The organism is Campylobacter concisus (assembly GCF_002913545.1).
Lineage (GTDB): Bacteria > Campylobacterota > Campylobacteria > Campylobacterales > Campylobacteraceae > Campylobacter_A > Campylobacter_A concisus_AV.
This window is the reverse complement of sequence record NZ_PPBR01000033.1, coordinates 30,568-51,168: the sequence shown is the minus strand read 5'-3', so window position 1 is coordinate 51,168 and position 20,601 is coordinate 30,568. Positions and strand designations below refer to the sequence as shown.

The 20,601-nt window shown below is 36.8% G+C and carries 22 protein-coding genes, 3 tRNA genes and 2 pseudogenes; 16 read left to right on the top strand and 11 right to left on the bottom strand.

What is annotated here, in order from left to right; translation table 11 throughout:
- The first annotated feature begins 89 nt into the window (after nucleotides 1–89).
- Together CYP05_RS02235 and CYP05_RS02230 are read left to right on the top strand one after the other, a co-directional pair.
- On the top strand, nucleotides 90–698 hold the full coding sequence (locus CYP05_RS02235) for a trimeric intracellular cation channel family protein (RefSeq protein ID WP_087582202.1): 609 nt from the start codon (nucleotides 90–92) through the stop codon (nucleotides 696–698).
- The gene (locus tag CYP05_RS02230; protein ID WP_103641869.1) at nucleotides 695–1,681 is read left to right on the top strand and encodes an SAM-dependent methyltransferase; all 987 of its coding nucleotides are present in this window, start codon (nucleotides 695–697) and stop codon (nucleotides 1,679–1,681) included. The genes CYP05_RS02235 and CYP05_RS02230 overlap by 4 nt, the downstream gene beginning before the upstream one ends.
- On the opposite strand, the gene ybaK is transcribed toward CYP05_RS02230, so the two are convergent.
- Nucleotides 1,670–2,152 (bottom strand): Cys-tRNA(Pro) deacylase, encoded by a 483-nt coding sequence (ybaK, locus tag CYP05_RS02225; RefSeq protein WP_103641868.1) that lies wholly within the window; start codon nucleotides 2,150–2,152, stop codon nucleotides 1,670–1,672. The two genes, CYP05_RS02230 and ybaK, sit on opposite strands and share 12 nt — an antisense overlap.
- A gap of 58 nt (nucleotides 2,153–2,210) precedes the next feature.
- Between ybaK and fliL the strand changes: the two genes are divergently transcribed.
- From fliL to CYP05_RS02205, 4 genes are all read left to right on the top strand, one after another.
- On the top strand, nucleotides 2,211–2,747 hold the full coding sequence (gene fliL / locus CYP05_RS02220) for a flagellar basal body-associated protein FliL (protein WP_002942267.1): 537 nt from the start codon (nucleotides 2,211–2,213) through the stop codon (nucleotides 2,745–2,747).
- Nucleotides 2,744–3,088, top strand: coding sequence for a holo-ACP synthase (acpS, locus tag CYP05_RS02215; protein WP_103640227.1), 345 nt, complete (start codon nucleotides 2,744–2,746; stop codon nucleotides 3,086–3,088). The genes fliL and acpS overlap by 4 nt, the downstream gene beginning before the upstream one ends.
- Before the next feature lie 141 nt (nucleotides 3,089–3,229).
- A complete protein-coding gene (locus CYP05_RS10100) occupies nucleotides 3,230–4,033 on the top strand; it encodes a hypothetical protein (RefSeq protein ID WP_103641867.1) in 804 nt (267 codons plus the stop codon).
- Nucleotides 4,034–4,044: 11 nt separating this feature from the next.
- Nucleotides 4,045–4,836: a cell surface protein gene (locus CYP05_RS02205; protein WP_430747655.1), complete on the top strand. Its 792-nt coding sequence runs from the start codon at nucleotides 4,045–4,047 to the stop codon at nucleotides 4,834–4,836.
- Between the two features lie 61 nt (nucleotides 4,837–4,897).
- On the opposite strand, the gene CYP05_RS10095 is transcribed toward CYP05_RS02205, so the two are convergent.
- The 5 genes from CYP05_RS10095 to CYP05_RS02180 form a co-directional block, all read right to left on the bottom strand.
- On the bottom strand, nucleotides 4,898–5,473 hold the full coding sequence (locus CYP05_RS10095; RefSeq protein WP_258031495.1) for a hypothetical protein: 576 nt from the start codon (nucleotides 5,471–5,473) through the stop codon (nucleotides 4,898–4,900).
- Between the two features lie 239 nt (nucleotides 5,474–5,712).
- Nucleotides 5,713–6,819 (bottom strand): Cj0814 family flagellar-dependent secreted protein, encoded by a 1,107-nt coding sequence (locus tag CYP05_RS02195; RefSeq protein WP_258031494.1) that lies wholly within the window; start codon nucleotides 6,817–6,819, stop codon nucleotides 5,713–5,715.
- A gap of 142 nt (nucleotides 6,820–6,961) precedes the next feature.
- Nucleotides 6,962–7,048, bottom strand: a tRNA-Leu gene (locus CYP05_RS02190).
- Nucleotides 7,049–7,118: 70 nt separating this feature from the next.
- Nucleotides 7,119–7,421: an HU family DNA-binding protein gene (locus tag CYP05_RS02185; RefSeq protein ID WP_103641866.1), complete on the bottom strand. Its 303-nt coding sequence runs from the start codon at nucleotides 7,419–7,421 to the stop codon at nucleotides 7,119–7,121.
- 124 nt (nucleotides 7,422–7,545) lie between these two features.
- Entirely contained in the window at nucleotides 7,546–8,292 is a 747-nt protein-coding gene (locus CYP05_RS02180) for a YaaA family protein (RefSeq protein ID WP_103641865.1), read from the bottom strand.
- 141 nt (nucleotides 8,293–8,433) lie between these two features.
- Here CYP05_RS02180 and CYP05_RS02175 point away from each other — a divergent pair, with 141 nt between their 5' ends.
- From CYP05_RS02175 to CYP05_RS02155, 6 genes and pseudogenes are all read left to right on the top strand, one after another.
- Nucleotides 8,434–10,749, top strand: coding sequence for a flagellin (locus CYP05_RS02175; protein WP_103641864.1), 2,316 nt, complete (start codon nucleotides 8,434–8,436; stop codon nucleotides 10,747–10,749).
- An 89-nt stretch (nucleotides 10,750–10,838) separates the two neighbouring features.
- A pseudogene (locus tag CYP05_RS10320) lies at nucleotides 10,839–11,249 on the top strand (DNA translocase FtsK 4TM domain-containing protein); the annotation flags it as partial.
- 273 nt (nucleotides 11,250–11,522) lie between these two features.
- Nucleotides 11,523–12,986, top strand: a pseudogene (locus tag CYP05_RS02170) (DNA translocase FtsK); the annotation flags it as partial.
- A gap of 20 nt (nucleotides 12,987–13,006) precedes the next feature.
- The gene (locus CYP05_RS02165; protein WP_103641862.1) at nucleotides 13,007–13,522 is read left to right on the top strand and encodes a hypothetical protein; all 516 of its coding nucleotides are present in this window, start codon (nucleotides 13,007–13,009) and stop codon (nucleotides 13,520–13,522) included.
- A gap of 115 nt (nucleotides 13,523–13,637) precedes the next feature.
- A complete protein-coding gene (locus CYP05_RS02160; protein WP_103641861.1) occupies nucleotides 13,638–14,000 on the top strand; it encodes a hypothetical protein in 363 nt (120 codons plus the stop codon).
- 282 nt (nucleotides 14,001–14,282) lie between these two features.
- Nucleotides 14,283–14,537 carry a site-specific integrase gene (locus tag CYP05_RS02155; RefSeq protein WP_258031497.1) on the top strand — a complete coding sequence of 85 codons (255 nt, stop codon included), beginning with the start codon at nucleotides 14,283–14,285 and terminating at the stop codon, nucleotides 14,535–14,537.
- 28 nt (nucleotides 14,538–14,565) lie between these two features.
- Here CYP05_RS02155 and CYP05_RS02150 read toward each other — a convergent pair.
- The 5 genes from CYP05_RS02150 to rpmB all read right to left on the bottom strand — a co-directional run bounded on the left by CYP05_RS02150 (nucleotide 14,566) and on the right by rpmB (nucleotide 16,554).
- Nucleotides 14,566–14,640 (bottom strand) — tRNA-Met (locus tag CYP05_RS02150).
- Nucleotides 14,641–14,667: 27 nt separating this feature from the next.
- A tRNA-Gln gene (locus tag CYP05_RS02145) sits at nucleotides 14,668–14,742 on the bottom strand.
- A gap of 134 nt (nucleotides 14,743–14,876) precedes the next feature.
- Complete coding sequence (locus tag CYP05_RS02140; RefSeq protein WP_103641859.1) at nucleotides 14,877–15,083, bottom strand: DUF465 domain-containing protein; 207 nt, start codon at nucleotides 15,081–15,083, stop codon at nucleotides 14,877–14,879.
- A 126-nt stretch (nucleotides 15,084–15,209) separates the two neighbouring features.
- Nucleotides 15,210–16,340, bottom strand: a complete 1,131-nt coding sequence (locus CYP05_RS02135) for a potassium channel family protein (RefSeq protein ID WP_009293929.1) — start codon at nucleotides 16,338–16,340, stop codon at nucleotides 15,210–15,212.
- Between the two features lie 22 nt (nucleotides 16,341–16,362).
- On the bottom strand, nucleotides 16,363–16,554 hold the full coding sequence (gene rpmB / locus CYP05_RS02130) for a 50S ribosomal protein L28 (RefSeq protein ID WP_002942221.1): 192 nt from the start codon (nucleotides 16,552–16,554) through the stop codon (nucleotides 16,363–16,365).
- 189 nt (nucleotides 16,555–16,743) lie between these two features.
- Between rpmB and CYP05_RS02125 the strand changes: the two genes are divergently transcribed.
- From CYP05_RS02125 to CYP05_RS02110, 4 genes are read left to right on the top strand one after another with little or no spacing between them, the layout of a single operon-like run.
- Nucleotides 16,744–17,490, top strand: coding sequence for a hypothetical protein (locus tag CYP05_RS02125; protein WP_103641858.1), 747 nt, complete (start codon nucleotides 16,744–16,746; stop codon nucleotides 17,488–17,490).
- A complete protein-coding gene (locus CYP05_RS02120; protein ID WP_103641857.1) occupies nucleotides 17,487–18,860 on the top strand; it encodes a prephenate dehydrogenase in 1,374 nt (457 codons plus the stop codon). The genes CYP05_RS02125 and CYP05_RS02120 overlap by 4 nt, the downstream gene beginning before the upstream one ends.
- A 9-nt stretch (nucleotides 18,861–18,869) precedes the next feature.
- Entirely contained in the window at nucleotides 18,870–19,517 is a 648-nt protein-coding gene (gene rpe, locus CYP05_RS02115; RefSeq protein ID WP_103641856.1) for a ribulose-phosphate 3-epimerase, read from the top strand.
- Nucleotides 19,514–20,317 (top strand): 3'-5' exonuclease, encoded by an 804-nt coding sequence (locus CYP05_RS02110; protein WP_103641855.1) that lies wholly within the window; start codon nucleotides 19,514–19,516, stop codon nucleotides 20,315–20,317. Before rpe ends, CYP05_RS02110 begins: the two co-directional genes overlap by 4 nt.
- The last annotated feature ends 284 nt before the right edge of the window (nucleotides 20,318–20,601 follow it).

The window sequence follows — 20,601 nt, the reverse complement described above, 5'->3', positions numbered from 1 at the left end:
TTATAGCCTAAAATAAACTATTATTTAAAAATTTATTAATGAAATTTTATGAGATTTCATTATAAAATGCCCATTTTTAAGGAAAAAATATGAGCTTAATACTTTTTGTAGAATACGTCGGTATCGCATCAGCTGCGCTTAGTGGCTTTTTGTTTGCAGTAAAAAGAGAGTGTGACTGGCTTGGCGTCTTTTTGTCTGCATTTTTGACCGCACTTGGAGGCGGTATTGTGCGTGATATGCTCGTTGGCAGGGCAGTTTATTCATTCACTCACTACATGCCAGTAAGCGTCGTCATCTTTATGCTTGTTGTATCTAGGATCACAAATTTGCATATAAAAAGAGATGGTTTGGAGAAGAAATTTGTCTTTATATTTGCCGATGCGATCGACGTTATCTGTTTTTCTATCGTTGGAGCGATGGTTGCCATTGAGTATAGCTACAACATCTTTGGCGTCATGATGATCGCCTTTTTTAACGGCGTTGGTGGCGGTATCTTAAGAGATATCTTGCTAAATGAAGTCCCATGGTTTTTGCGCACAGGACTTTACGGCACGATAAGCCTTGGCGTGGGACTTGCTTACTTTATCCTCTATCATCTAGGCCTTACCAACATATTTTTTACCATGCTCTTGCTAGCTGCTGGCATAACAGTCAGGATGTTTGCATTTTATAGGGGCTGGAAGCTGCCTGATCTATGAAATTTAGCGAGTTTTTTGATATCTGGGTCAATGAAAACTACTATAAATTTGGCGTAGATATCGGCAAAAAGGGTGATTTTTACACAAATGTAAGTGTTGGCTACCTCTTTGGTGCCTGCCTTGCAAACTACTTTGTAAAGCTACTTAAAAACGGCGAAATTTCTAGCTCTTGCAAGGTCGTAGAGATCGGCGCAAATTCTGGCGATATGCTGGCTGATTTTGCGCAAGGTATATTTACACTTGAGCCAGAAATTTTGCCAAATTTAGAGTTTATCATCATCGAACCTCATGAAATTTTACGTAAAAAACAGCTTGAAACCTTCAAAAAACGCTTTGGTGACGAGGTTAAAGTAGGGCACTATGAAAATTTAGACGAGTGCTCGTTTGATGAAATTTTTGTCATATCAAATGAGCTGCTTGACGCATTTAGCTGTGAGGTGATAGACGCAGATAATATGCTTTTTGTGGATAGCGATCTAAAATTTCACTGGCAAAAAGCGGATCAAAATTTACTAGCCCTTGCAAAGAAATTTGGCATAAAAAAGGGCGAGATATCAACTAGCTACGCTAAATTTGCGCTCCAGCTTGCAAATGCGGCAAAAAAGGTGAGATTTTTAAGCTTTGACTACGGCGAATTTGAACCAAAAAATGAATTTAGTCTAAGAGTTTTTAAAGACCATCAAGTTTTTTCTTTATTTGAAATTTCAAACCTCGAGCCATATTTTAAAAGCTCAGATCTAACTTATAGCCTTTGTTTTAAGCAGGTAAAAGAGGCTTTTTGCGAGGCTGGTTTTTTGATACTTAAATTTAAAAAACAAAATGATGCTTTGGTTTGCGACTTTGGCGTGGATGAAATTTTATCTTTGGTACTTGAAAAAGGCAGCAAGCAAGCCTACGAAAATGCCGCAAAACAGGCAAAATTTCTACTCTCGCCTGAGTTTTTAGGCGAGAAGTTTAAATTTATAGAGTTTTTAAAGGGCTAGCCTGGCGATATCAGCGTAATCCGCTTCGCAAGCCTTCAAAAGGTCGTTTGGAGCTATCTTTATCTGCTTGCCTCTTACTCCAGCGCTTACTAGCACGTACTCTTGCTCTTTTGCTCGCGCATCGATGAAGGTCGCAAAGTGCTTTTTCATAGCAAGTGGCGAGCAGCCGCCTCTGATGTAGCCGGTGATCTTCTCTAAGTCTTTTAAATTTATAAGCTCGCAGCGTTTGGCCCCGCATGCATGAGCAAGTGCTTTTAGATCAAGCTCCAGATCGCCTTGCAAGCAAGCGACGACAAAATTTTTAGGCTCGCACTGGCAGACGATCGTCTTATAAATTTGCTTTATATCTTGCTTGGTACTAGCTGCTACGTGAACGGCTGAAAGATCGTTTAGATCGACTTCGTACTCAAGTATCTCATACTCTATTTTTAGCTTGTCTAAAAGCCTAGCGGCGTTGGTTTTATGTATCATCTTTTCTCATTTTTGTGAATTTTTTGTATAATTATAGCCAAAACTTAAAGGAGGAAAGATGGCTGAAGAAGTTGAAGAGAAAAAAGCAAAAAAAGGTGGCAATGGCGCTTTGATGATAATCATCATCGCGATATTTGTTTTATTGCTAGTTATCGGAGGGCTAGTGGCGTTTTTGATGCTTAGTTCTGACGAGCCAAAAGAGGCAAATATGGCGCAAACACCAGCTCAGACTCAAACTCAACCAGCACCCGCTCAAAATAAAGCAAAACGCGGTGGCAACGACTATTCGAACATGGGACCGATATATCCGCTTGATCAGTTTGTCGTAAATTTACTTAGTGAAAATGGATCAAGGTTTCTTAAAACTAAGATTGATCTAGAGCAAAGCGACGAGCTACTAACTGCCGAGCTTGATAAGAAAAAGGCACTTTTAAGAGATATCATTATAAGAACGCTCTCTTCTAAAACATACGAAGAAGTAAGCACTGCAAAGGGCAAGGATAGACTAAAAGACGAAATCGTCGGCAAGCTAAATGAAGTGCTAAATGATGGCTACATCAAAAACATATTTTTTACTGATTTTGTGGTGCAATGATAGGCATCGATATCGTTAAGATAGATAGAATTTCAAGACTTAAGGCTCGTCACGGCGAACTTTTTTTAAAGAGATTTTTAAGCGATGATGAGATCGCGCTAGCAAAAAATGATGCGACTTTGGCTGGATTTTGGGCGGCCAAAGAAGCAGCTAGCAAAGCCCTTGGTGTGGGCATCAGCAAAGAGTGTGGCTTTTTAGACATTGTGCTCAGCAAAGACGCAAGAAACGCACCAAAGATAAAATTTAGCCCAAGAATTTATACAAATTTTAATATCAAAGAAGCAAGCCTTAGTATAACTCACGACGGCGGATTTGCCGTAGCTGCAGTGATGATAGTTTGAAATTTATCTATTTTTTCTAACTTTTAGCTACTTTTTTGATGTAAAGCCTAATTTGCAAATAAATACTTATATAAACTTTTTTACAAAAAAGACGAAATTTGATGTAACGCTTTGGTGATCATAAAAACTAAGGACAGTAAAATGCAAATTTCTAATAATCTTTCAACCTCTAACTATCTCTCAAGAGAGAACATAGCAAGGGAGATGGGTTTTAAATTTAACGATATAAACGAGATACTTAGTAACGATATGGGTCATGGTATGACATTTACTAAGTATGCAAGGCTAGATGACAAAGAAAGAGCAAGAGAATACGACAGATATGATCACTCACTCACTGGATTTGTAAAAGGTGAAGGAGAGCCAAGAGTAAGCATACTTGGCAAGCTAATGGGCTATGACGACACTTTTTCAAAAGATGAGATAGATGAGCTAAAGAAATTTATAGATGATAGCGGTGTTTTAGGGCTTGAGAGAAATCCAGCATTTGAGCCAAAGGGGATTTTTAAAGATCCATTAAATAGTAAAAAGCTTAGCGTTGATGATTTTATAGATCAGTTTGCAAATAAAAAAATCCTCTCTTTTATAGCTTTTGGCGGTAGTAAGACAGCTGAACTACTTGATAGCGATATGAGTGTTGATGAGTTTAAAGGCAAATGGGCTAAATTTGCACTAAATGAGCGCTTTGGTTTAGAGCTTGACGAGGAGCTAGCAAAAGAGACCATAAATTCCATAAATGATCTTGAAACACAAAACGAAGAAGAGAAGAAAGAGAAGAAATTTGCACCTATACAAGTTACGAAAAAATCTCAAACCTATAAGCTTGAAGCCGATGAGAGATTTAAGGAGATATATAAATTTATAAAGAGTGAATTTGATAGTGGCAAGAGTATGTTTGAGATTTTAGAAAAAGTGGCAAAGCTTAAAGTGGATAAGACGGCATAAGGGGAGCTGAAATGTTTATTACTACCTATAATGGATCGATGCAATACAAAGAAATTTTAGATGACTACATAGCTCACGGCAATAAAAATTTATCTGCAGAAGATGAGAAAGCTAAAGTTGATGCTTATATGCAAGGACCATTTGGTGCTGGACTAGATAAGATAATCGGTATAGAAGAAGGAACGGAAGACTGGATAACAAAAACCATAGATAAAATAGATAGTATGCTATCAAACAAATACTCATCAGAAGAGCGAAGGGCTCTATACGGAAAATATCCAGAAACCATAGAAAAAGCGATAGATTGGGAGCTTCAAGGTTATATGGATTTTCTGAGGGATAACTCTATAGACGGCAAACCAACAATAGAAGGTAAGATGATAGGTCTTGGCACAAAAGAAGAGGAGGCTGACCTAAGAGCCTTTATGGACAGCATGTCTTCTCTATATCCAAACTATAACAATGAATCTCTTAACCTCTTAAAAAGGACTGATCTAGGCATAGATGAATTTAAAACTTTATTTGCCAAAGCAAGAGAAAAAGCAACAAAGGATGTTGAAGAACAAAGGAAGCAGATAATCAAAGAAGAGCAAGAATACAATGCAAATTTTGCTAAAGAGCAGGCTGAGAAAAAATTTAAACCTATGCAGGTTAAGAAGAAGTATGAGACCTATGATATAAATAAGGATCAGAAATTTCTCTATGCAAGAGAGCTTTTAAATTTCAAAGAAAAAAGAGGCATAGATGTCTTAGAGCTTATGCAAAAGATAGACAAGAAGCAAATTTTAAATAAGATGGCTTGATGGATAAAAAATAGCTATCTTATTTATTGTATAAAGTAGTGATTGCTTTAAATTTGACCCTCTATACGGTTTTATCCACTTTTTTATTTGCGACTTTTTCTAAAATTTCAAATATGCTTTCGCCATTATCAAATTCAGTTTTTATAAATTTGTAGAATTCTTTAAATTTCTCGTCAGCTTGCATATCATAAGTTTTAAATTTCTTAGTTACTTGCATAGGCTTAAAGGTTTCTTGTTTTTGTGTATCAGTTTGATTGTCTTGTTCTTCATGATCGCTTTTTTGATCCATTAGTCTATCATCACCAATCTCTTGTGGCATACTCCTATTTATAACTTTAGAATACCTCTCAATAAATTCATCTACACTTATATTAGACGACTCGAGAAGCTCGCGACCCTCATTACTAAAAGACACACCAAATCTTTCTAAAGTTTGACGTATCTTTTGTCCTTCTAGATCATCATCTGACTTTTTGCCCCAAATGGTTTGTTTATCATCATTGTAGGATTTAAAAGCTCCAGTAAAGTTTGTGCTATTGCCCATCACTTTCTTATAATTAACTCTACTTGCGAATTCTTTTCCTTCAAATAGTGAATTGTTATTTAGATTTGGCGAATAGGTTATATTATTAAGCATTGTTAAGGTCTCGCTTTGTTTAGATATTCCAGCATCTCTTTCATAGGTTTTAATTCTTTTTTATGGTATTAATTTGCATTAGAGCATCTTGCTACCACCTATCCAGCAATGCTGTTTTATACACTAACACACATTCAGCTAAAGAATATACATTCAACCTACTTAGGCTTAATGCTTTTATGGGCTAGAGTATAATCAATAACTAAATCGACCTTTCAACAATTTAGTTTATATATGACTTATCCATACACAAAAGTATTGCTGATAGAGCTTATCCTCTCACTCCAAGAATTTGCTAGAGAATTTATATCCTCGCTAGTTGGTTTAAATTTCTCATATTCGTTTGAAGTAACACTTTCTGCGCTAGTGTTCTTTGATCTTGCATACATTAAAAGCGTTAGCTCTTTAAGTCTTTCTTTTATGAGCGCTTTTATGCTCTCGCTATCTTTACCCACTTTTTCAAAATCCACAAAATACTCTTTATGCTCTCCAGTGCTTGAGATATCATTTAAGGCAGCGCTACTTAGCTTAGTCTTTGCACTATCACTAGGTAGTGGTCTAGAACTACGTAAAAATCCCATGAAAAGAGCTTCTTTGCTGTAACCTTCATCTGCTTGATATACCGACATATCAGGGTTGAAGCTAAACTCATCGCCTGCTTCGCTCATCGTAAAATCAACCTCTTTTACTATGAGCCTAACGCCTGCACTTGAAAGCTCTTTGCTAAGAGACTTAGCGCTATTTAGCTCATCAGTGCTAGAGTAGATGTTTGAGATAGTAGAGTTTGATAGATCTTTTAGCAGGTGTCCTTTGGCATCATAGTGAGTGCCTTTCGTGCTGTAACCTTTTGGTAGTTTGCCTATATCTGCAAGGGTGTAGCTCTTTTTATCATCGCCTAAAGCAGAGGTCATTTGATCAAATAGTCTGTAGTAGTGCTTTATGGTGTCAGCCATATCGATGTTGTCAAAGATCTTTATCTGCTCGTCATTGCTTTTGATGCGGTTTAGCACATGGTTGCGCTCGGCAAATCTACTAAGCTCATCAAGCGTGCTTTTATGGATTTTAAAGTCTTGTGGCAAACCTGCTGCTTTGTTAAAATCAGCTCCCATAAAGCCAGTTTTATCTACTGTGTAGCCATAAGCTTGAAGATCGTTAAAATTTAAAGAGACGAGGCTATTTTGTGAAGAAGAGATATAAGTAAATTTAGCTGGCTCTTGGTTTGGCTCGCTAATCTTTTCTTTGGCATTTTGCTTTATAAGATCACTAAAATTTGTAGACCTATCTTGTTTGTGTTGTTGCTTAGTGTATGAATTTACATTTGTGCCTAAGATGCTAATATTATTCATGGCTTGCCTCCTAGCTTCTTGTATATTTTAAAGCAGAAGGTGTTCCAGTGATTAAGTATTTATTACTATGTAATTATGTAAAAATAATTACATATAACTATATGTCGTTGTATTTCTTTGATTTTTTTAAGATATTGTATAATGGTGCCCGAGGTCGGACTCGAACCGACACAAGGTTGCCCTTATCAGATTTTGAGTCTGACGCGTCTACCAGTTTCACCACTCGGGCTAAGTTAAGATTGAAATTTTAAATTTGTGAGAAGAAAGAAAAGGGGAGACTTGCTCCCCGAAAAAGAAAATTATTTCTTTTTGCTTTTTTTAGCAGCACCAGCAGCAACTGCTTCTTTAAGTTTTTTGCCAACTTTGAATTTGACTGCTTTGCTAGCAGGAACGTCGACTACTTTCTTGGTTCCAGGAACTCTAGCTTTCCTTGCAGCTCTGTCAGCAGTACCGAAAGTACCAAAGCCTATAAAGCTAATTGTATCGCCTTTTTCAAGAACCGCTTGGATTGTCTCCAAAGTAGCATCAACAACTTTTAGAGTATCTTTTTTTGAAAGACCAGCCTTGTCGGCAACCGCTTGAATAAATTCAGCTTTTTTCATGAACCATCCTTTTAAGAAGTTATGCGGCAATTCTACACTCTTTTAAAAAAAAATACAATACTTTTTCCCTAAATTTAGCTCTTTTTTTGCATTTTTTTAGTAAAAAAGACCAAAATTTGAACTTTCACTCACAAATTTCAAACGTAAGCTCGTTTTTTAGCCCTATCTTTTTTATATCTACAAGCTTTAAATTTTCAAAATTTAGAGCCATTAGCTCATCTTTGTTTGTCACTTTAGCATTTGCGATCTGGCGCAAAACCTCACCTCTATAAGCTTTTGCATGGTGGCTTAGTATCTTTTTGTTTTTTAAAAAGCAAAATGTCGTAAATTCTTTTTTTACCACATAAAATTTCTCATAAAATTTAGCTCTAAGATCTAAAATTTCATCATTTTCTAAAAAGCTATCGATTGCCTTGCTAAAATTTTGCTCATAAAATTTAGAAATATCAAAGCCAGCTAGCTTTTCGCCTTGCTTTAGTTTGTATTCAGCTATCTCATCTTTTGCTAAAATTGGCCCAAATAAATTTGAAAATATCAAAACATTATTATCTATATATTTTTGAGCGTCATCGCTTAGTCCGCGGTAGTTTAGGTGCTTGTAGGCAACGCCGTCATATCTTAAGATAGCTTTTATGCTACCCTTTTTAGATAGGCTTTCTCGCAGTTGCTCGCTATCCTCAAGCTCTTTTAGTCCAAAAAGTTTTTTTATCTCGTCTAAATTTGCACTTTTTAAAAACTCGTCATATCTTTTTAAAATTTCAGCCCTTTTGCTAAAAAGCTCAGAAAATATCAAATTTTTACCATCAAATTTATCGCTTGTGTTTAGAGAAATTTTACTTTCGCTTGGTGAGAAGAGGATTTTTAGCGCCATTTTCTTTCCTATTTTATATATGTAAATTTTGGCAGATTATACAATAAAACTTTTTTGCACTAAAAAAAATCAAATTTTCACCGATATATCACAAAGCGGAATTATTCTTGCTTAGAGTGAATAAAAATTTAGGGAAAAATTATGAGAATTACAAATCAACTACGTTTTAGTCAGACTTTGCACGACTATCAAAAAAATATGGTTGGCGTAAATAAAAGCTATCAGCAGCTCTCAAACGGACTTAAAATCCAAGATCCATACGACGGTGCTGCGGTTTATAACGATGCGATGAGGCTTGATTATGAAGCGACCACTCTCACTCAAGTGGCAGATGCTACTGGTAAGTCAGTAAATTTTGCAAAAAACACGGACAATGCGCTGAAAGAATTTGAAAAACAGCTTGAAAATTTTAAAACAAAAGTCGTTCAAGCAGCCAGCGACGTGCATAGCACAACCTCTCTTGAAGCTTTGGCAAACGACCTTCAAGGCATCAAAAACCACCTTGTAAATATCGCAAATACCTCTATAAATGGGCAGTTTTTATTCTCAGGAAGTGCCGTAGATACCAAGCCGATCGATGGCTCAGGCAAATATCAAGGCAACCGCGACTATATGAAAACTTCAGCCGGTGCGCAGGTAGAGCTACCTTACAACATCCCGGGATTTGATCTATTTTTAGGAAAAGATGGCGACTACAACAAAATTTTAACAACAAACGTGATGCTGGCTGATCAAACTAGAACAGACATCTCTTATGCGCCAAAATATCTTGACGAAAATAGCAAGATAAAAAATATGATCGGTCTAAACTACGCTAGCGACTCAGTCGTGGGCAGTGACGGCTCTTATAAAGGCACGATCGAGCCTGATTTCGACTTTTTGGATACTTCAAATGTAAATTTTCCTGACACATACTTTTTCATGCAGGGCAAAAAGCCAGACGGCACGACATTTACTAGCAAATTTAAGATGAGTGCTGATACGTCAATGGCTGGTTTGATGGAGAAGATCGGTATGGAATTTGGCAACACAAAGACGACAAAAGTTGTCGATGTGAGCATAAATAACGACGGACAATTTAATATAAAAGACCTTACTAAAGGTAATCAAACGATAGACTTTCACATGGTTGCAGCTACTTCTGTGGCGGCAAATCGTGGTGCGATAGCTCCAAACAATACCCTTGATACGGTAAATTCGCTACAAAGTCTTGAAAATATGGCAAATGCTGTGCCAAAAACGGTTCATATAACTGAATTTACAAAGAGCAAATACCTTGATAAAGATGGAAATTTAACAAACGCATTTGACTATGACAAGGTTAGATTTGAGCGAAAGGATAATGAATTAATAGCAAATTTACCTCAAGTAGCTAGAAGAACTGGTGAGTTTGCAACTGATCAGACAAAGCTAAGCGAGGTCTCTGGCACAAAAGAGAGCTATAATAGAAATTTATACCCAAAAGATGTTGATGCTAGAAAGAGAGAGCTTTACAATATAGACAATCAAGAGATAGGTCTTCAAGTAAAATCAATCACTGGCACAATGTATGACATCAAAGTAAAAATGGGCGAAGCAGGTGGCGTAAATACCCCAGTGCAGTTTCAAATAACATCAACAACAGCTGCTGGCGTGGTATCTCCAACTAGAAATTTGACCGTCTATAACTCAGATGAATTTGGCAGTTACAGAACCTACGCAAGCGACTTTACATATCGTCAGCTAATGGATATCGTAGCGATGGCTGCAAGCGATAACATCCCAAATCCTCCACACGCAGAAAATGCGAACTTTGATACAGATATCGAAAAGGTAAGAAGAGATCAAAACTATAATGCCTATAAAGACGCCTTATCAAAGACTAAAGGCGCAGTAGAGGTAAATTTAGACGATCGTGGCAGAATGGTTTTAACTGACAAGACAAAATCTGTCACAAATATAGAGCTAACCATGTATGATGCGAAAAATGGAGATATATTTGATGGAGATAGCACTGGCATGAACACTGCTGGCGCTGCAAGCCACCCTCAAGGCAAGGGCTCAGTATTTAGCTTTAACGAAAATAATGCTTTAACGATAGACGAGCCAAGCACAAGCGTTTTTCAAGACCTTGATGATATGATATTTGCCGTTAGAAATGGCTACTATAGAGCAGATGCTAACAATCACGATCCGCGAAATACCGGCATGCAGGGCGCTTTAAAAAGGCTAGATCACTTGATAGATCACGCAAATAAAGAGCTTACAAAGATAGGCTCTCAAACAAAGCTACTAACTGCGACAAATCAGCGTGCGGAGGTCATGAAAGTAAATGTGCTAACCGTTAAAAATGACGTCATAGACGCAGACTATGCAGAGTCATATCTTAAATTTACACAGCTTTCACTCTCATATCAAGCTACTCTTCAAGCAAGCGCTAAAATAAATCAACTAAGCTTGCTAAACTACCTAAACTAAAATGATAAATCAGCAGGCCTAGCTTGCTGATTTTTTAAAAATTAAACTCAAGCGTGCTATAATAAGCCTTTTTAACAAAAGGATCTAAAATTTTAAGACATATATTATTTACTATTTTTGTTTGTTTTTTTATATATTTTGGTATCGCTACGGCTGCTCCGACTGCTGATTTTGTAGGCTCACTTGGACAAAGCCTTGGCGTTTTTAATATTAAATATTTTGGCCTTATAGCCTATGTTTATCCATTTTTACTTATCGTTTTAGGCTATTTTGTATATAAAAATTTTAAGAAATTTGACTTTGATTTTGCCCAGTTTGTAGTTGGGATTTTTCTATTTTTTATCGCATTTTTGATGTTTCAAGCTCTCACAACATCTGGAGCAAATAGCGGCGTGATAGGCGGCTTTATAGTCTCAGCGCTAAAAGAAGTCATCGGCGCTATCGGCACTGCGGTTGCTATACTTATGATATTTATCATCTCTCTTGGGCTTGCTTTTAGAGAAAATTTTATCATCGTTTTAAGAAAGGCTTTTGTAGATAAAGAGCCAAATGGCTATGAAGAAAAAAGCAGAAGCGTAAAAGAGGTAAGGGCAAGGCAGTTACCAAAGATAGAGCGCAAAAAGCCAAAAGCCGAAGAGATAAAAGAAGAAGAGCTTATAGACGCTCAGGTGCTAAATGATGATGAGCCAAATTTAGAGAGTGAACCAGAGCCAGAGATGGAGCCGGCACAAGAGAGCAGACCTGCAACCATAAGTGGGGTTGAAATTTTAAATGAAGTGGCTGAAAATAAAAAACTTCTTGATCAGATAGAGCGCGGCAAGGTCGAAAAACCAAAAGACTTTGTCCTGCCGCCACTTAAATTTCTAAACGACCCTCCAAAGCGCTCGCATAATATAAATGAGGCAGAGATCGACCAGCAAATTTCAAATTTGTTAGATAAACTGCGTAAATTTAAGATAGATGGCGACGTGGTGCGAACCTATACTGGTCCTATCGTCACGACATTTGAGTTTCGCCCAGCCCCACACATCAAAGTGAGCAAAATACTCACCTTGCAAGATGACCTAGCGATGGCGCTAAAAGCTCAAACTATCCGTATCCAAGCACCGATCCCTGGCAAAGATGTCGTTGGCATCGAGGTGCCAAATCAAAATTTAGAGACGATCTATCTAAAAGAAATTTTAGAAAGTGAAGTCTTTAAAAACGCGAGCAGTCCGCTAACCATGGCTCTTGGCAAAGATATCGTGGGCGCTCCTTTTGTGACTGACCTTAAAAAGCTCCCACATTTACTAATCGCAGGTACAACGGGATCAGGCAAGAGTGTGGGCATAAATGCGATGCTTTTAAGCTTACTTTATAGAAATAGCCCACAAACTTTACGCTTAATGATGATCGATCCAAAGATGCTTGAATTTAGCATATATAACGACATCCCGCACCTTTTGACGCCTGTTATCACAGAGGCTAAAAAGGCGATCACAGCGCTTTCAAACATGGTCGCTGAGATGGAGCGAAGATATAAGATAATGAGCCAAACTCGCACAAAAAATATAGAGAGCTACAACGAAAAGATGAAGAGCGAGGGCGGCGAGCAGTTTCCATACATCGTCGTGATCATCGATGAGCTGGCCGATCTTATGATGACTAGTGGTAAAGACGTGGAGCTTTATATAGGACGCCTAGCGCAGATGGCAAGGGCTAGTGGCATACACTTGATAGTAGCGACCCAGCGCCCAAGTGTCGACGTCGTGACTGGCCTTATAAAGGCAAATTTACCAAGCAGGATAAGCTACAGAGTAGGGCAGAGGATCGATAGTAAGGTCATCCTTGATCAAATGGGAGCTGAGAGCTTGCTAGGACGCGGGGATATGCTATTTACGCCTCCTGGAAGCCCTGGCGTGATCAGGCTTCATGCGCCATTTGCGAGTGAAAAAGAGATAGAAACAATCGTAAATTTCTTAAAAGAGCAACAAGATGTGATTTACGATGAGAAATTTCTAGCAGAAGAGGGCTCTAGTGCAGGCTCAGTTGCTGGTGCGCTAGGCGAAGATGAGCTTGACGAGCTTTATGAAGAGGCAAAAGAGATCATCTTAAGTGAGCAAAAAACATCGATCAGCTACCTACAAAGACGCTTAAAAATTGGCTATAACAAAGCTGCAAATATAATCGAGCAGATGGAAAAAATGGGCGTTTTAAGCCCTGTAAACGCAAAAGGCCAAAGAGAAATTTTGGTTTAAATAAAGATAAAGGAATAAAAATGTTTAAATTTGGAGTTCTCATTTGTATTCTTTTTGCACTAAATTTCTGCTTTGCTAAAGATCTTAATGCGAGTAACATAGAGAAAAACTCAACATCTATGCTAAAAACTCTAAAGAAGATGAGCATACCTTTTTCTGGCGATGAGTATGAGATAGAGAATTTATCCAAGCTAGATGATAAGATGCTAGCGGCAGTGAAAGTATCATTGCCAAACCAAACTGCATTATATGATGCCATCAAGGGTGATCTAAATAAAGATGGTATAGAGGATGTAGTTGTAGTAACTCAAGAAACATTTAAGGAAAAATTTATGCCGTTTAGCGATGGTTGCGATGAGAGTACCAAAGACAATAAATGGTGTCAAATAGTAAATAAAAATCGTCGTGGTGTCGTGATCTTGCTCTCAAATGGTGATAAATATGAGTCTGTAGTAACTAAGAAAGATATATTTGAGAGTCCAAATGAAGATGGTGGCGTTTATTATCCACCAGAGCTTGCAGTAGAGAAAAAATAGTGAGCTAAAATTTTTCTATGGTCATGGCAGGTATGGACACTGGGAATATGTTTTTGCATTAGATGGAAAAGATTTTAAGCTTGTAAGGTATTTTAGTAGTGTTAATAACGGTCCTGTGCCAGAGTATATAGTGCTAATGGACTTTGTAAATCATAGGATAGATAAAAGTGTAAATTTGCTATACTATGGCAATGAAGAGTATAAGAGATACGAAGAGTGTATAGAAAAGTATAAATCTTTAAATGATGCACAAGAAGAGGATGATTACGATGGAACATTTGTTAGAAAAACTTACGAGCTAAAAACACAAGAAATTCTACTCTCAGAAGTTAAAAAGGTTGATTATATAGATGGTCGTTGGCTGGATGATTTGCAAAATTCAAAGCAGTTAGGAAAAATTTTGAAGATTGATTTTTGGAGTGAATATCCGGGCGATAACGAAGATGAACTTGCTAGATGTGTTGCGAATAAGATATAAAAAAGCCATGTGTTAATTTTTGAATTTAAGTACTAAATTTAATGGATAATGAAAGTTTGCAAATTAAAACTATCGTAAAAAATTCAAAAATAAATTTTAGAAATAGCTAACAAAAATATTTAAACTCTTTATGAAACAAATTCGCATAACGTGCTAATTGATACATAAAAGAAGCTATATCATAACTACAAAAAAGCAATGCTCTTGACGTTAACGAAATAAATTTGACACTTTAATTAATCCTATAATAACTGCAAAGACCTACCACTTGATAAGTGTCCTATAACCCACCTAAATCACGATACAGCAAATCGTATGTGGTGGGCTGTGAGAAACCATCTTGGATATTTAGGGACTAGAAACACTCACGGACTTTACGTATTACGCCATACAGTAGCTTCTAGGTTAGTGAGTTTGAAGGGATTTAATGCTCATAAACTGATGGCTTTTATGGGTCACACAGATATTAAAAGTAGCCTGCATTACGTGCATCTAAATGTTGATGATATACGTGATGGTGTGGGAGTTGGTGTTTAGTTAAAAGGTGGTAAAAGTCCTTGGTATTTGGTTGCGGAGGACGGATTTGAACCGCCGACCTTCGGGTTATGAGCCCGACGAGCTACCACTGCTCTACTCCGCGACAAGAGTTATTTGGGATTTTTAAAAATGGATGGGGTAAGAGGATTCGAACCTCTGAATGACTGGACCAAAACCAGTTGCCTTACCGCTTGGCGATACCCCAATGTTTTTAAGAGTTGTAATTATATAGACTTTAATGCCATTTGTCAAGGTTTTTTGTAAAAAAATTATTTTTATTAGAAATAAAATTTTCCAAACCAAGATTTAAAAGCAAAAAATGGTTTGGAAATGGTTTTTTTATTTTTGCTCTTTATATTTTAAAATTTGAGCGTAAATTTCATCTTTTAGTTTTAGTTTTTCTTTTTTCAAGGCATCAAGCTCAGAGACTTGCGCTGCTTTGCTATCTATCTTTTCATTTAGATCGTCATGCTTTTTGCAAAGTGCGGCAAAATGAACATCAACTTTTTTCAACTCGTTTATGAGATCAGTGTATTCGTGTAACATACGTAGCTCCTGTAAAAAATTTATAAATTCTAACAAGGCTTTGTAAATGTTTGGCTATCCAAATTTAGATCTATAAAAGCTTCTAGCATATAGCGGTTAAGCCAAATTTATCACAAAATGCAAAAACTAAACGTATTTTAGCTCTTCTGGCTTGTGCTTGCTCTTTACTAGGCGTTTGGTTAGACGTATGCCATCAACTGTGCCGATGACTAAAAGCTTTGTGCCTGTACCGATTAGAGTGTCGCCATTTGGCATTGGGATAAATTTGTTATTTATGTCTCTAATGCCTACCACGTCAGCATTTGTGATATTTCTTAGGTGCGTCTCTTTTAGTCTTTTAAACCTTATCCAAGAGTAGTCAGGCACAAGAATTTCTTCTATGTCGATAGGCGAGCTTTTTGTGTATAGAAATTGCTCGAGTAAATTTTCCATATCAGGTCTTACGCTCATGGCACTTAGGCGCTGTGCGACTAGGCGAGATGGGCTCACGACGTTGTCAGCACCAAGTTTTTTAAGCCTTTGTGTGTCATCTTCACTATCGGAGTTTGTGATGATATGGTAAGGTTTTTTGCGACCTATCTCTTTTTCGTAAAGTCTAACAGAAGCTATAAGCGCGATATTATCAGCGATATTTGGGCTAAGAGTGATTAAGCCTTTTGCGCTTGATAGATGCGTTTTTAAAAAGGCGATTTGAGTATGAGGCTGAGCTTTTATGAAGTATGGATACTTGTAAATTTGAGCTAATTCTGCGATATCTTCTCTGTCATCGACCACTACAAATGGTATGTGATTTTCACGAAACTGAGCGCTAAGCTCGATCGTGTAGAGGTTGTGATAACAAATAACGAAGTGGTTTTTTAGTCTTGCGATCTTGTAAAGCATACGCCTTTCCTTTAAAATGCTAATTAATGTGCCTCTTTTTAAAACTTCTACAACGATACCGATTGATAGCGTAAAAATAATGAAGCCAACAAGGATAAATGTTATAGTAAAAATTCGCCCCTTTGGAGTTATAGGCGCAACTTCGGTAAAACCGACCGTCGTGAAGGTCATACCTGCTTGGTAAAAGGCATCTATGAGAGAGAAGTTATCTATAAAGATATAACCTAGTGTTCCAAAAAGTAACAGTAGTACCACTGAAATTAGTGGAAATCTAAAAGGTTTTAGTTGTTCGTAAAGCTCAGTATCTAGGCTTATTTCTGGTTTTGCGGAGTTTGACCAGTTGAGGAATTTTAAAAGTCTTGAGAGAAAAGACATAAATTCCTCTTCATTTTATCTCTTAGTTTGACTGCTTTTTCATAGTTCTTAGAGTAGAAGCAGCAACTTTTATTCTTCTTGTTGTGCCATCTTCTAGAGTAACACGGATAGTTCTAAGATTTGGTAAAAATCTTCTTTTAGTTTTATTGTTGGCGTGGCTCACGTTATTGCCTACCATTGGTCCTTTACCAGTTATCGCACATCTTTTTGACATTTTTTTTCCTTATAAACAAAAATTTCTGCTGATTTTATCTAAACAAAACCAAAGTATTGCTTAAATCGTTTTTTTTTTTTTTTTGTTAAAGATTAAGTTGATTTTTATTCATAATCTAGTTAAAATAATATTTTTTATTATATTATTATAAAAAAATTAAAAATTTTTAGTAATTTTAAGTGATTTAGTATGCTTAGTAGAGAATTAATAGAAAAAAATGTTGATATTGTTTTACAGATGCCAAGCCTTTTTGATAAAGTAGAGCAATGTTTGATTACTGGTGATTTGGTTGCAGCAAGTGCTATTTTGGAAAACACAGCTTCATTTAGGGTCTATTTTGAATCTGTCTTTAAACGTATCAAGCTTGAAATTCCTTATGATGGCAAAGATATAACAGTAGCAGCAAATATGCTAGGTATCGATCTTTTTAGATCAATCGTGCTTTCTTATTTTATATTTTTAAAATCTCCTAAAACTTACAGAGTATTTAATTTAAAAATTATTGATTTAATCGAATTCAACTCTAAAATTTTATCTGATTGGGTAAGGATCATAAATACTTTTGATGATAAATTTCGTGCCTATCTGCCATTGGCTTCTTATTCTTTGGCTTGCCTGATAATTTGCGAAAAAATTTTCTCGATGTATCCATATCCTGTTTCTGATATAGTTTTATACTCCGATGTAAGCTACAATAAAATTTTACAAAAGAGGTACGGCTTTAGCCTTTGGGAGATCGTGCTAAAAGCGATGAATATGGAACAAAATTCACTGAGTGAAGATGATCGAAAAATGCTTTACTATTTTAAAATTTTACTTTCTTATGAAGCCAGCAGACCTGAGTTTTATGAGTTTGGCATTGATAAAATTTTAGATGTTAGTGTTCATGCAGATATGCAAAGCATAATATTTATAAAAAAAGCGCTACAAAAATGAAGCTGACATTTAACGGCTCAATAGCCATTGTGAGGCCATTTGGATTTTTAGAAGTAAATATGGCTCCGTTAAAACTAAGCGATAAGCATATTAGTCAAATATCTTCGCGCAATGTTGATGCTATATTGCTTTCTTTAAAAAATGTTACTTTTTTTAGCCCTCTTTGGCTTAGCGGAGCTATTGAAAATTTAAGCGAAGAAGCGCAGAAACTTGGTATTACACTTGCTATTTGCGATTACAATGAGATTTTTTATGAACTAATGATCAAAACTGTAAAAAATATCCTAAACATTTCACTTTTTGAAAGCGAGCTAATTGCTGATTTGTTTCTAAATAAATTTATAAGTGAGACAAATTCTCAAGTGCTTGTTTATAACCCAACTGAGCAGTATAGGCACTATCTGGCAGAATATTTAAAAGACCGTACATATGATGTAGTGGAAGCAAAAGATATTAACGAATTTAATAGTAAAAAAAGTTCGTTTACTTGTGTGGTATCGCCACTAAACCATGTTAAATTAAGCCAAAAGCGAATAGATACATTTATAAAAGGCGGGATTGTAATTTATTCTGTGCGAGGATTTATAGACTCAGACTTTGTGGAGAATTTTGATCTAGAAACGCATAATATTATGCTAAGAATCGGATATAAATTTTTTATCTTATGGGTAAATATCGCATGTGCTTTAAATATAAGAGGTGCAAATTTTTTAATCAACCTTGCAAATACTGCTCAAAAAAATGGTGCTTTTATATCGCTTTGTGGTGTCAATGAAGTAAATTTGTCAAACGAATTGACAACAAATTTGAAGGGCTCAAACATATTAATATATAAAAATTTGTATGATTTTTATAAAGATAATTCTGTTTTATATCTTGAAAAGAGAACTTTTGATATAGAGCCAATAAATATAAGTAAAGCAGCTACACAAATTTCACCTTATGTTATACAATGTGTGAGTAAGACGATTTCGTCTTTGGTTGAGCAAGACACTTTGTGTGTAGATACAAAAGCCGGCACCTTTGATATAGAAGACGAATGCGAATTCTTGCGTGTTTGTGTCCAATTTTATGGCGATATTGATATTAGAATATTGTTTGGGTTAAAAAAACAAAGACTTGATAAAATTTGTTCAATATTTATGTCAGATGAAGATGATTTAGATGGTTATTTAAGCGGATATTCTCAAATTTTTAGTATCATTACAAATAAAATTTTAGCCCAACTCTGGCAAAAAGAGATAGAAGTAAAAGTTAGCCTACCTAAGTTTCTGGCTGATGAAATGTTTTTTGATCGTAGTAGTGTAGGGATTATAACCAGACTAAATGTGAAAGATGGGGAGACGGGCTTTATATTTATAAGTAAATAAGGATTTAAAATGTACGTTGCACCTAGTATTTTGTCGGCTGATTTTGGAAATTTGGCAGCTGAGATAAGAGCCATTTGCGAGGCTGGGTGCGATCTGGTGCATGTTGATGTTATGGATGGGCATTTTGTGCCAAATTTAACCATCGGGCCAGTCGTGGTAAGTGCCGTTGCAAAGGCTGCTACAAAGCCACTTGATATTCATTTGATGGTTGAAAATAACTCATTTTTTGCCGACCTTTTCTTGCCGCTAAAGCCAAAATTTCTAACCTTTCACATAGAAGAAGAGAAGCATCCATTAAGGCTCATCGATCACATCAGAAAAAACGGCGTAAGTCCTGGCATCGTGCTAAATCCACACACGCCAGTTAGTGCGATCGAGCATATCATAGATGAAGTCGATATGGTGCTATTAATGAGCGTAAATCCCGGCTTTGGTGGTCAAAAATTTATGCCAGTCGTGCTTGAGAAAACAAGGGCGCTAAGAGAGCTAATAGAGCGCAAAAACGCCAAGTGCCTCATCGAAGTAGATGGCGGCGTAAATGGACTAAATGCGCCTGATCTTGAAGAGGCTGGAGCTGATGTCTTGGTGGCTGGCAGCTATATCTTTTCATCAAATTCATACGAACAAGCCATTCGCGCCATAAAGCTTGAGTTTTGAAACCAAAAAAACAGCATTTAGAAAATAGCATTGAAATTTTAGCTAGGCAAAATTTAGGCTATCACGAGTTTATCTTGAAATTTAGTGATATCGAGGAAATTTCATCGCTCATTGATGTGCGAGACCTTGATATGTGGCGAACTCTCGGGCTTGACATCACTAGAAATGAAAGCAACGAGATCGAGCTTGGCACGAGATTTAGAGATATTAGCGAGCAGGAATTTTGCGTGGTTGATATCGAAACGACTGGTGGCACGACAAATGGCCAGATCATCGAAATAGGCGCTATAAAAATGAAAAATGGCACTGAAATAGGGCGCTTTGAAAGCTTTGTGGCAGCTAGTGTGGTGCCTGAAAATATCACGGAGCTAACTGGCATAAGAGCAAGCGATCTAGTCGGTGCGCCAAATTTGCTAAACGTGCTGGAGCGGTTTAAAATTTTTCTTGGAACTAGCGTTTTTATCGCCCACAACGTAAATTTTGACTACGGATTTATCTCGCATAGTCTAAATGAGATCGGTCTTGGCATACTGCTAAACAGAAAGCTTTGCACCATCGATCTTAGCCGCCGCACCATCGCCTCGCAAAAATACGGCCTTGGCTCGCTAAAAGAACTCCTTGGCATAAACAACACCCACCACAGAGCCCTAAATGACGCGGTAGCAGCAGCTGAAATCTTTAAAGTCTGCCTAACGCGCCTACCTTTTAGTATCCAAACGACAGAGGATCTCATAAGCTTTAGCAAAAATGCCCCAAGCGTAAAGCTAAAACCAGAGTCAGTTTTAAAAGCTTTGGAGTAGGGCTGGTTTAAATTTAAGCCTCTTGGCTGGGATTTAGAAATCTGATTTAGCTATGACCTATTTAAACGAGATCGTCTATCTTTTCACGATTTGCGATCATCTCATATTTTCAATAACGCCGCGGTCTATCAGCGCGCACGCCGATCTTTGTAAAAGCCTTAAAACAACGTTGCCATTGTGATAAATTTCTCGTGAATGCCTGTTTTTGTATGAGCATAGCCAAGCCGTCGCTACTGATGACGTAGTTTACTAGGCGGGTTGCTTTTGTAGCTAAATTTAGAGCT

What these genes read in the sequence shown, in the direction of transcription:
- CYP05_RS02235 (WP_087582202.1), top strand. Translation starts at nt 90, where the DNA reads ATGAGCTTAATACTTTTTGTAGAATACGTCGGTATCGCATCAGCTGCG.
- CYP05_RS02230 (WP_103641869.1), top strand. Translation starts at nt 695, where the DNA reads ATGAAATTTAGCGAGTTTTTTGATATCTGGGTCAATGAAAACTACTAT.
- ybaK (WP_103641868.1), bottom strand. Translation starts at nt 2,152, where the DNA reads ATGATACATAAAACCAACGCCGCTAGGCTTTTAGACAAGCTAAAAATA.
- fliL (WP_002942267.1), top strand. Translation starts at nt 2,211, where the DNA reads ATGGCTGAAGAAGTTGAAGAGAAAAAAGCAAAAAAAGGTGGCAATGGC.
- acpS (WP_103640227.1), top strand. Translation starts at nt 2,744, where the DNA reads ATGATAGGCATCGATATCGTTAAGATAGATAGAATTTCAAGACTTAAG.
- CYP05_RS10100 (WP_103641867.1), top strand. Translation starts at nt 3,230, where the DNA reads ATGCAAATTTCTAATAATCTTTCAACCTCTAACTATCTCTCAAGAGAG.
- CYP05_RS02205 (WP_430747655.1), top strand. Translation starts at nt 4,045, where the DNA reads ATGTTTATTACTACCTATAATGGATCGATGCAATACAAAGAAATTTTA.
- CYP05_RS10095 (WP_258031495.1), bottom strand. Translation starts at nt 5,473, where the DNA reads ATGCTTAATAATATAACCTATTCGCCAAATCTAAATAACAATTCACTA.
- CYP05_RS02195 (WP_258031494.1), bottom strand. Translation starts at nt 6,819, where the DNA reads ATGAATAATATTAGCATCTTAGGCACAAATGTAAATTCATACACTAAG.
- CYP05_RS02185 (WP_103641866.1), bottom strand. Translation starts at nt 7,421, where the DNA reads ATGAAAAAAGCTGAATTTATTCAAGCGGTTGCCGACAAGGCTGGTCTT.
- CYP05_RS02180 (WP_103641865.1), bottom strand. Translation starts at nt 8,292, where the DNA reads ATGGCGCTAAAAATCCTCTTCTCACCAAGCGAAAGTAAAATTTCTCTA.
- CYP05_RS02175 (WP_103641864.1), top strand. Translation starts at nt 8,434, where the DNA reads ATGAGAATTACAAATCAACTACGTTTTAGTCAGACTTTGCACGACTAT.
- CYP05_RS02165 (WP_103641862.1), top strand. Translation starts at nt 13,007, where the DNA reads ATGTTTAAATTTGGAGTTCTCATTTGTATTCTTTTTGCACTAAATTTC.
- CYP05_RS02140 (WP_103641859.1), bottom strand. Translation starts at nt 15,083, where the DNA reads ATGTTACACGAATACACTGATCTCATAAACGAGTTGAAAAAAGTTGAT.
- CYP05_RS02135 (WP_009293929.1), bottom strand. Translation starts at nt 16,340, where the DNA reads ATGTCTTTTCTCTCAAGACTTTTAAAATTCCTCAACTGGTCAAACTCC.
- rpmB (WP_002942221.1), bottom strand. Translation starts at nt 16,554, where the DNA reads ATGTCAAAAAGATGTGCGATAACTGGTAAAGGACCAATGGTAGGCAAT.
- CYP05_RS02125 (WP_103641858.1), top strand. Translation starts at nt 16,744, where the DNA reads ATGCTTAGTAGAGAATTAATAGAAAAAAATGTTGATATTGTTTTACAG.
- CYP05_RS02120 (WP_103641857.1), top strand. Translation starts at nt 17,487, where the DNA reads ATGAAGCTGACATTTAACGGCTCAATAGCCATTGTGAGGCCATTTGGA.
- rpe (WP_103641856.1), top strand. Translation starts at nt 18,870, where the DNA reads ATGTACGTTGCACCTAGTATTTTGTCGGCTGATTTTGGAAATTTGGCA.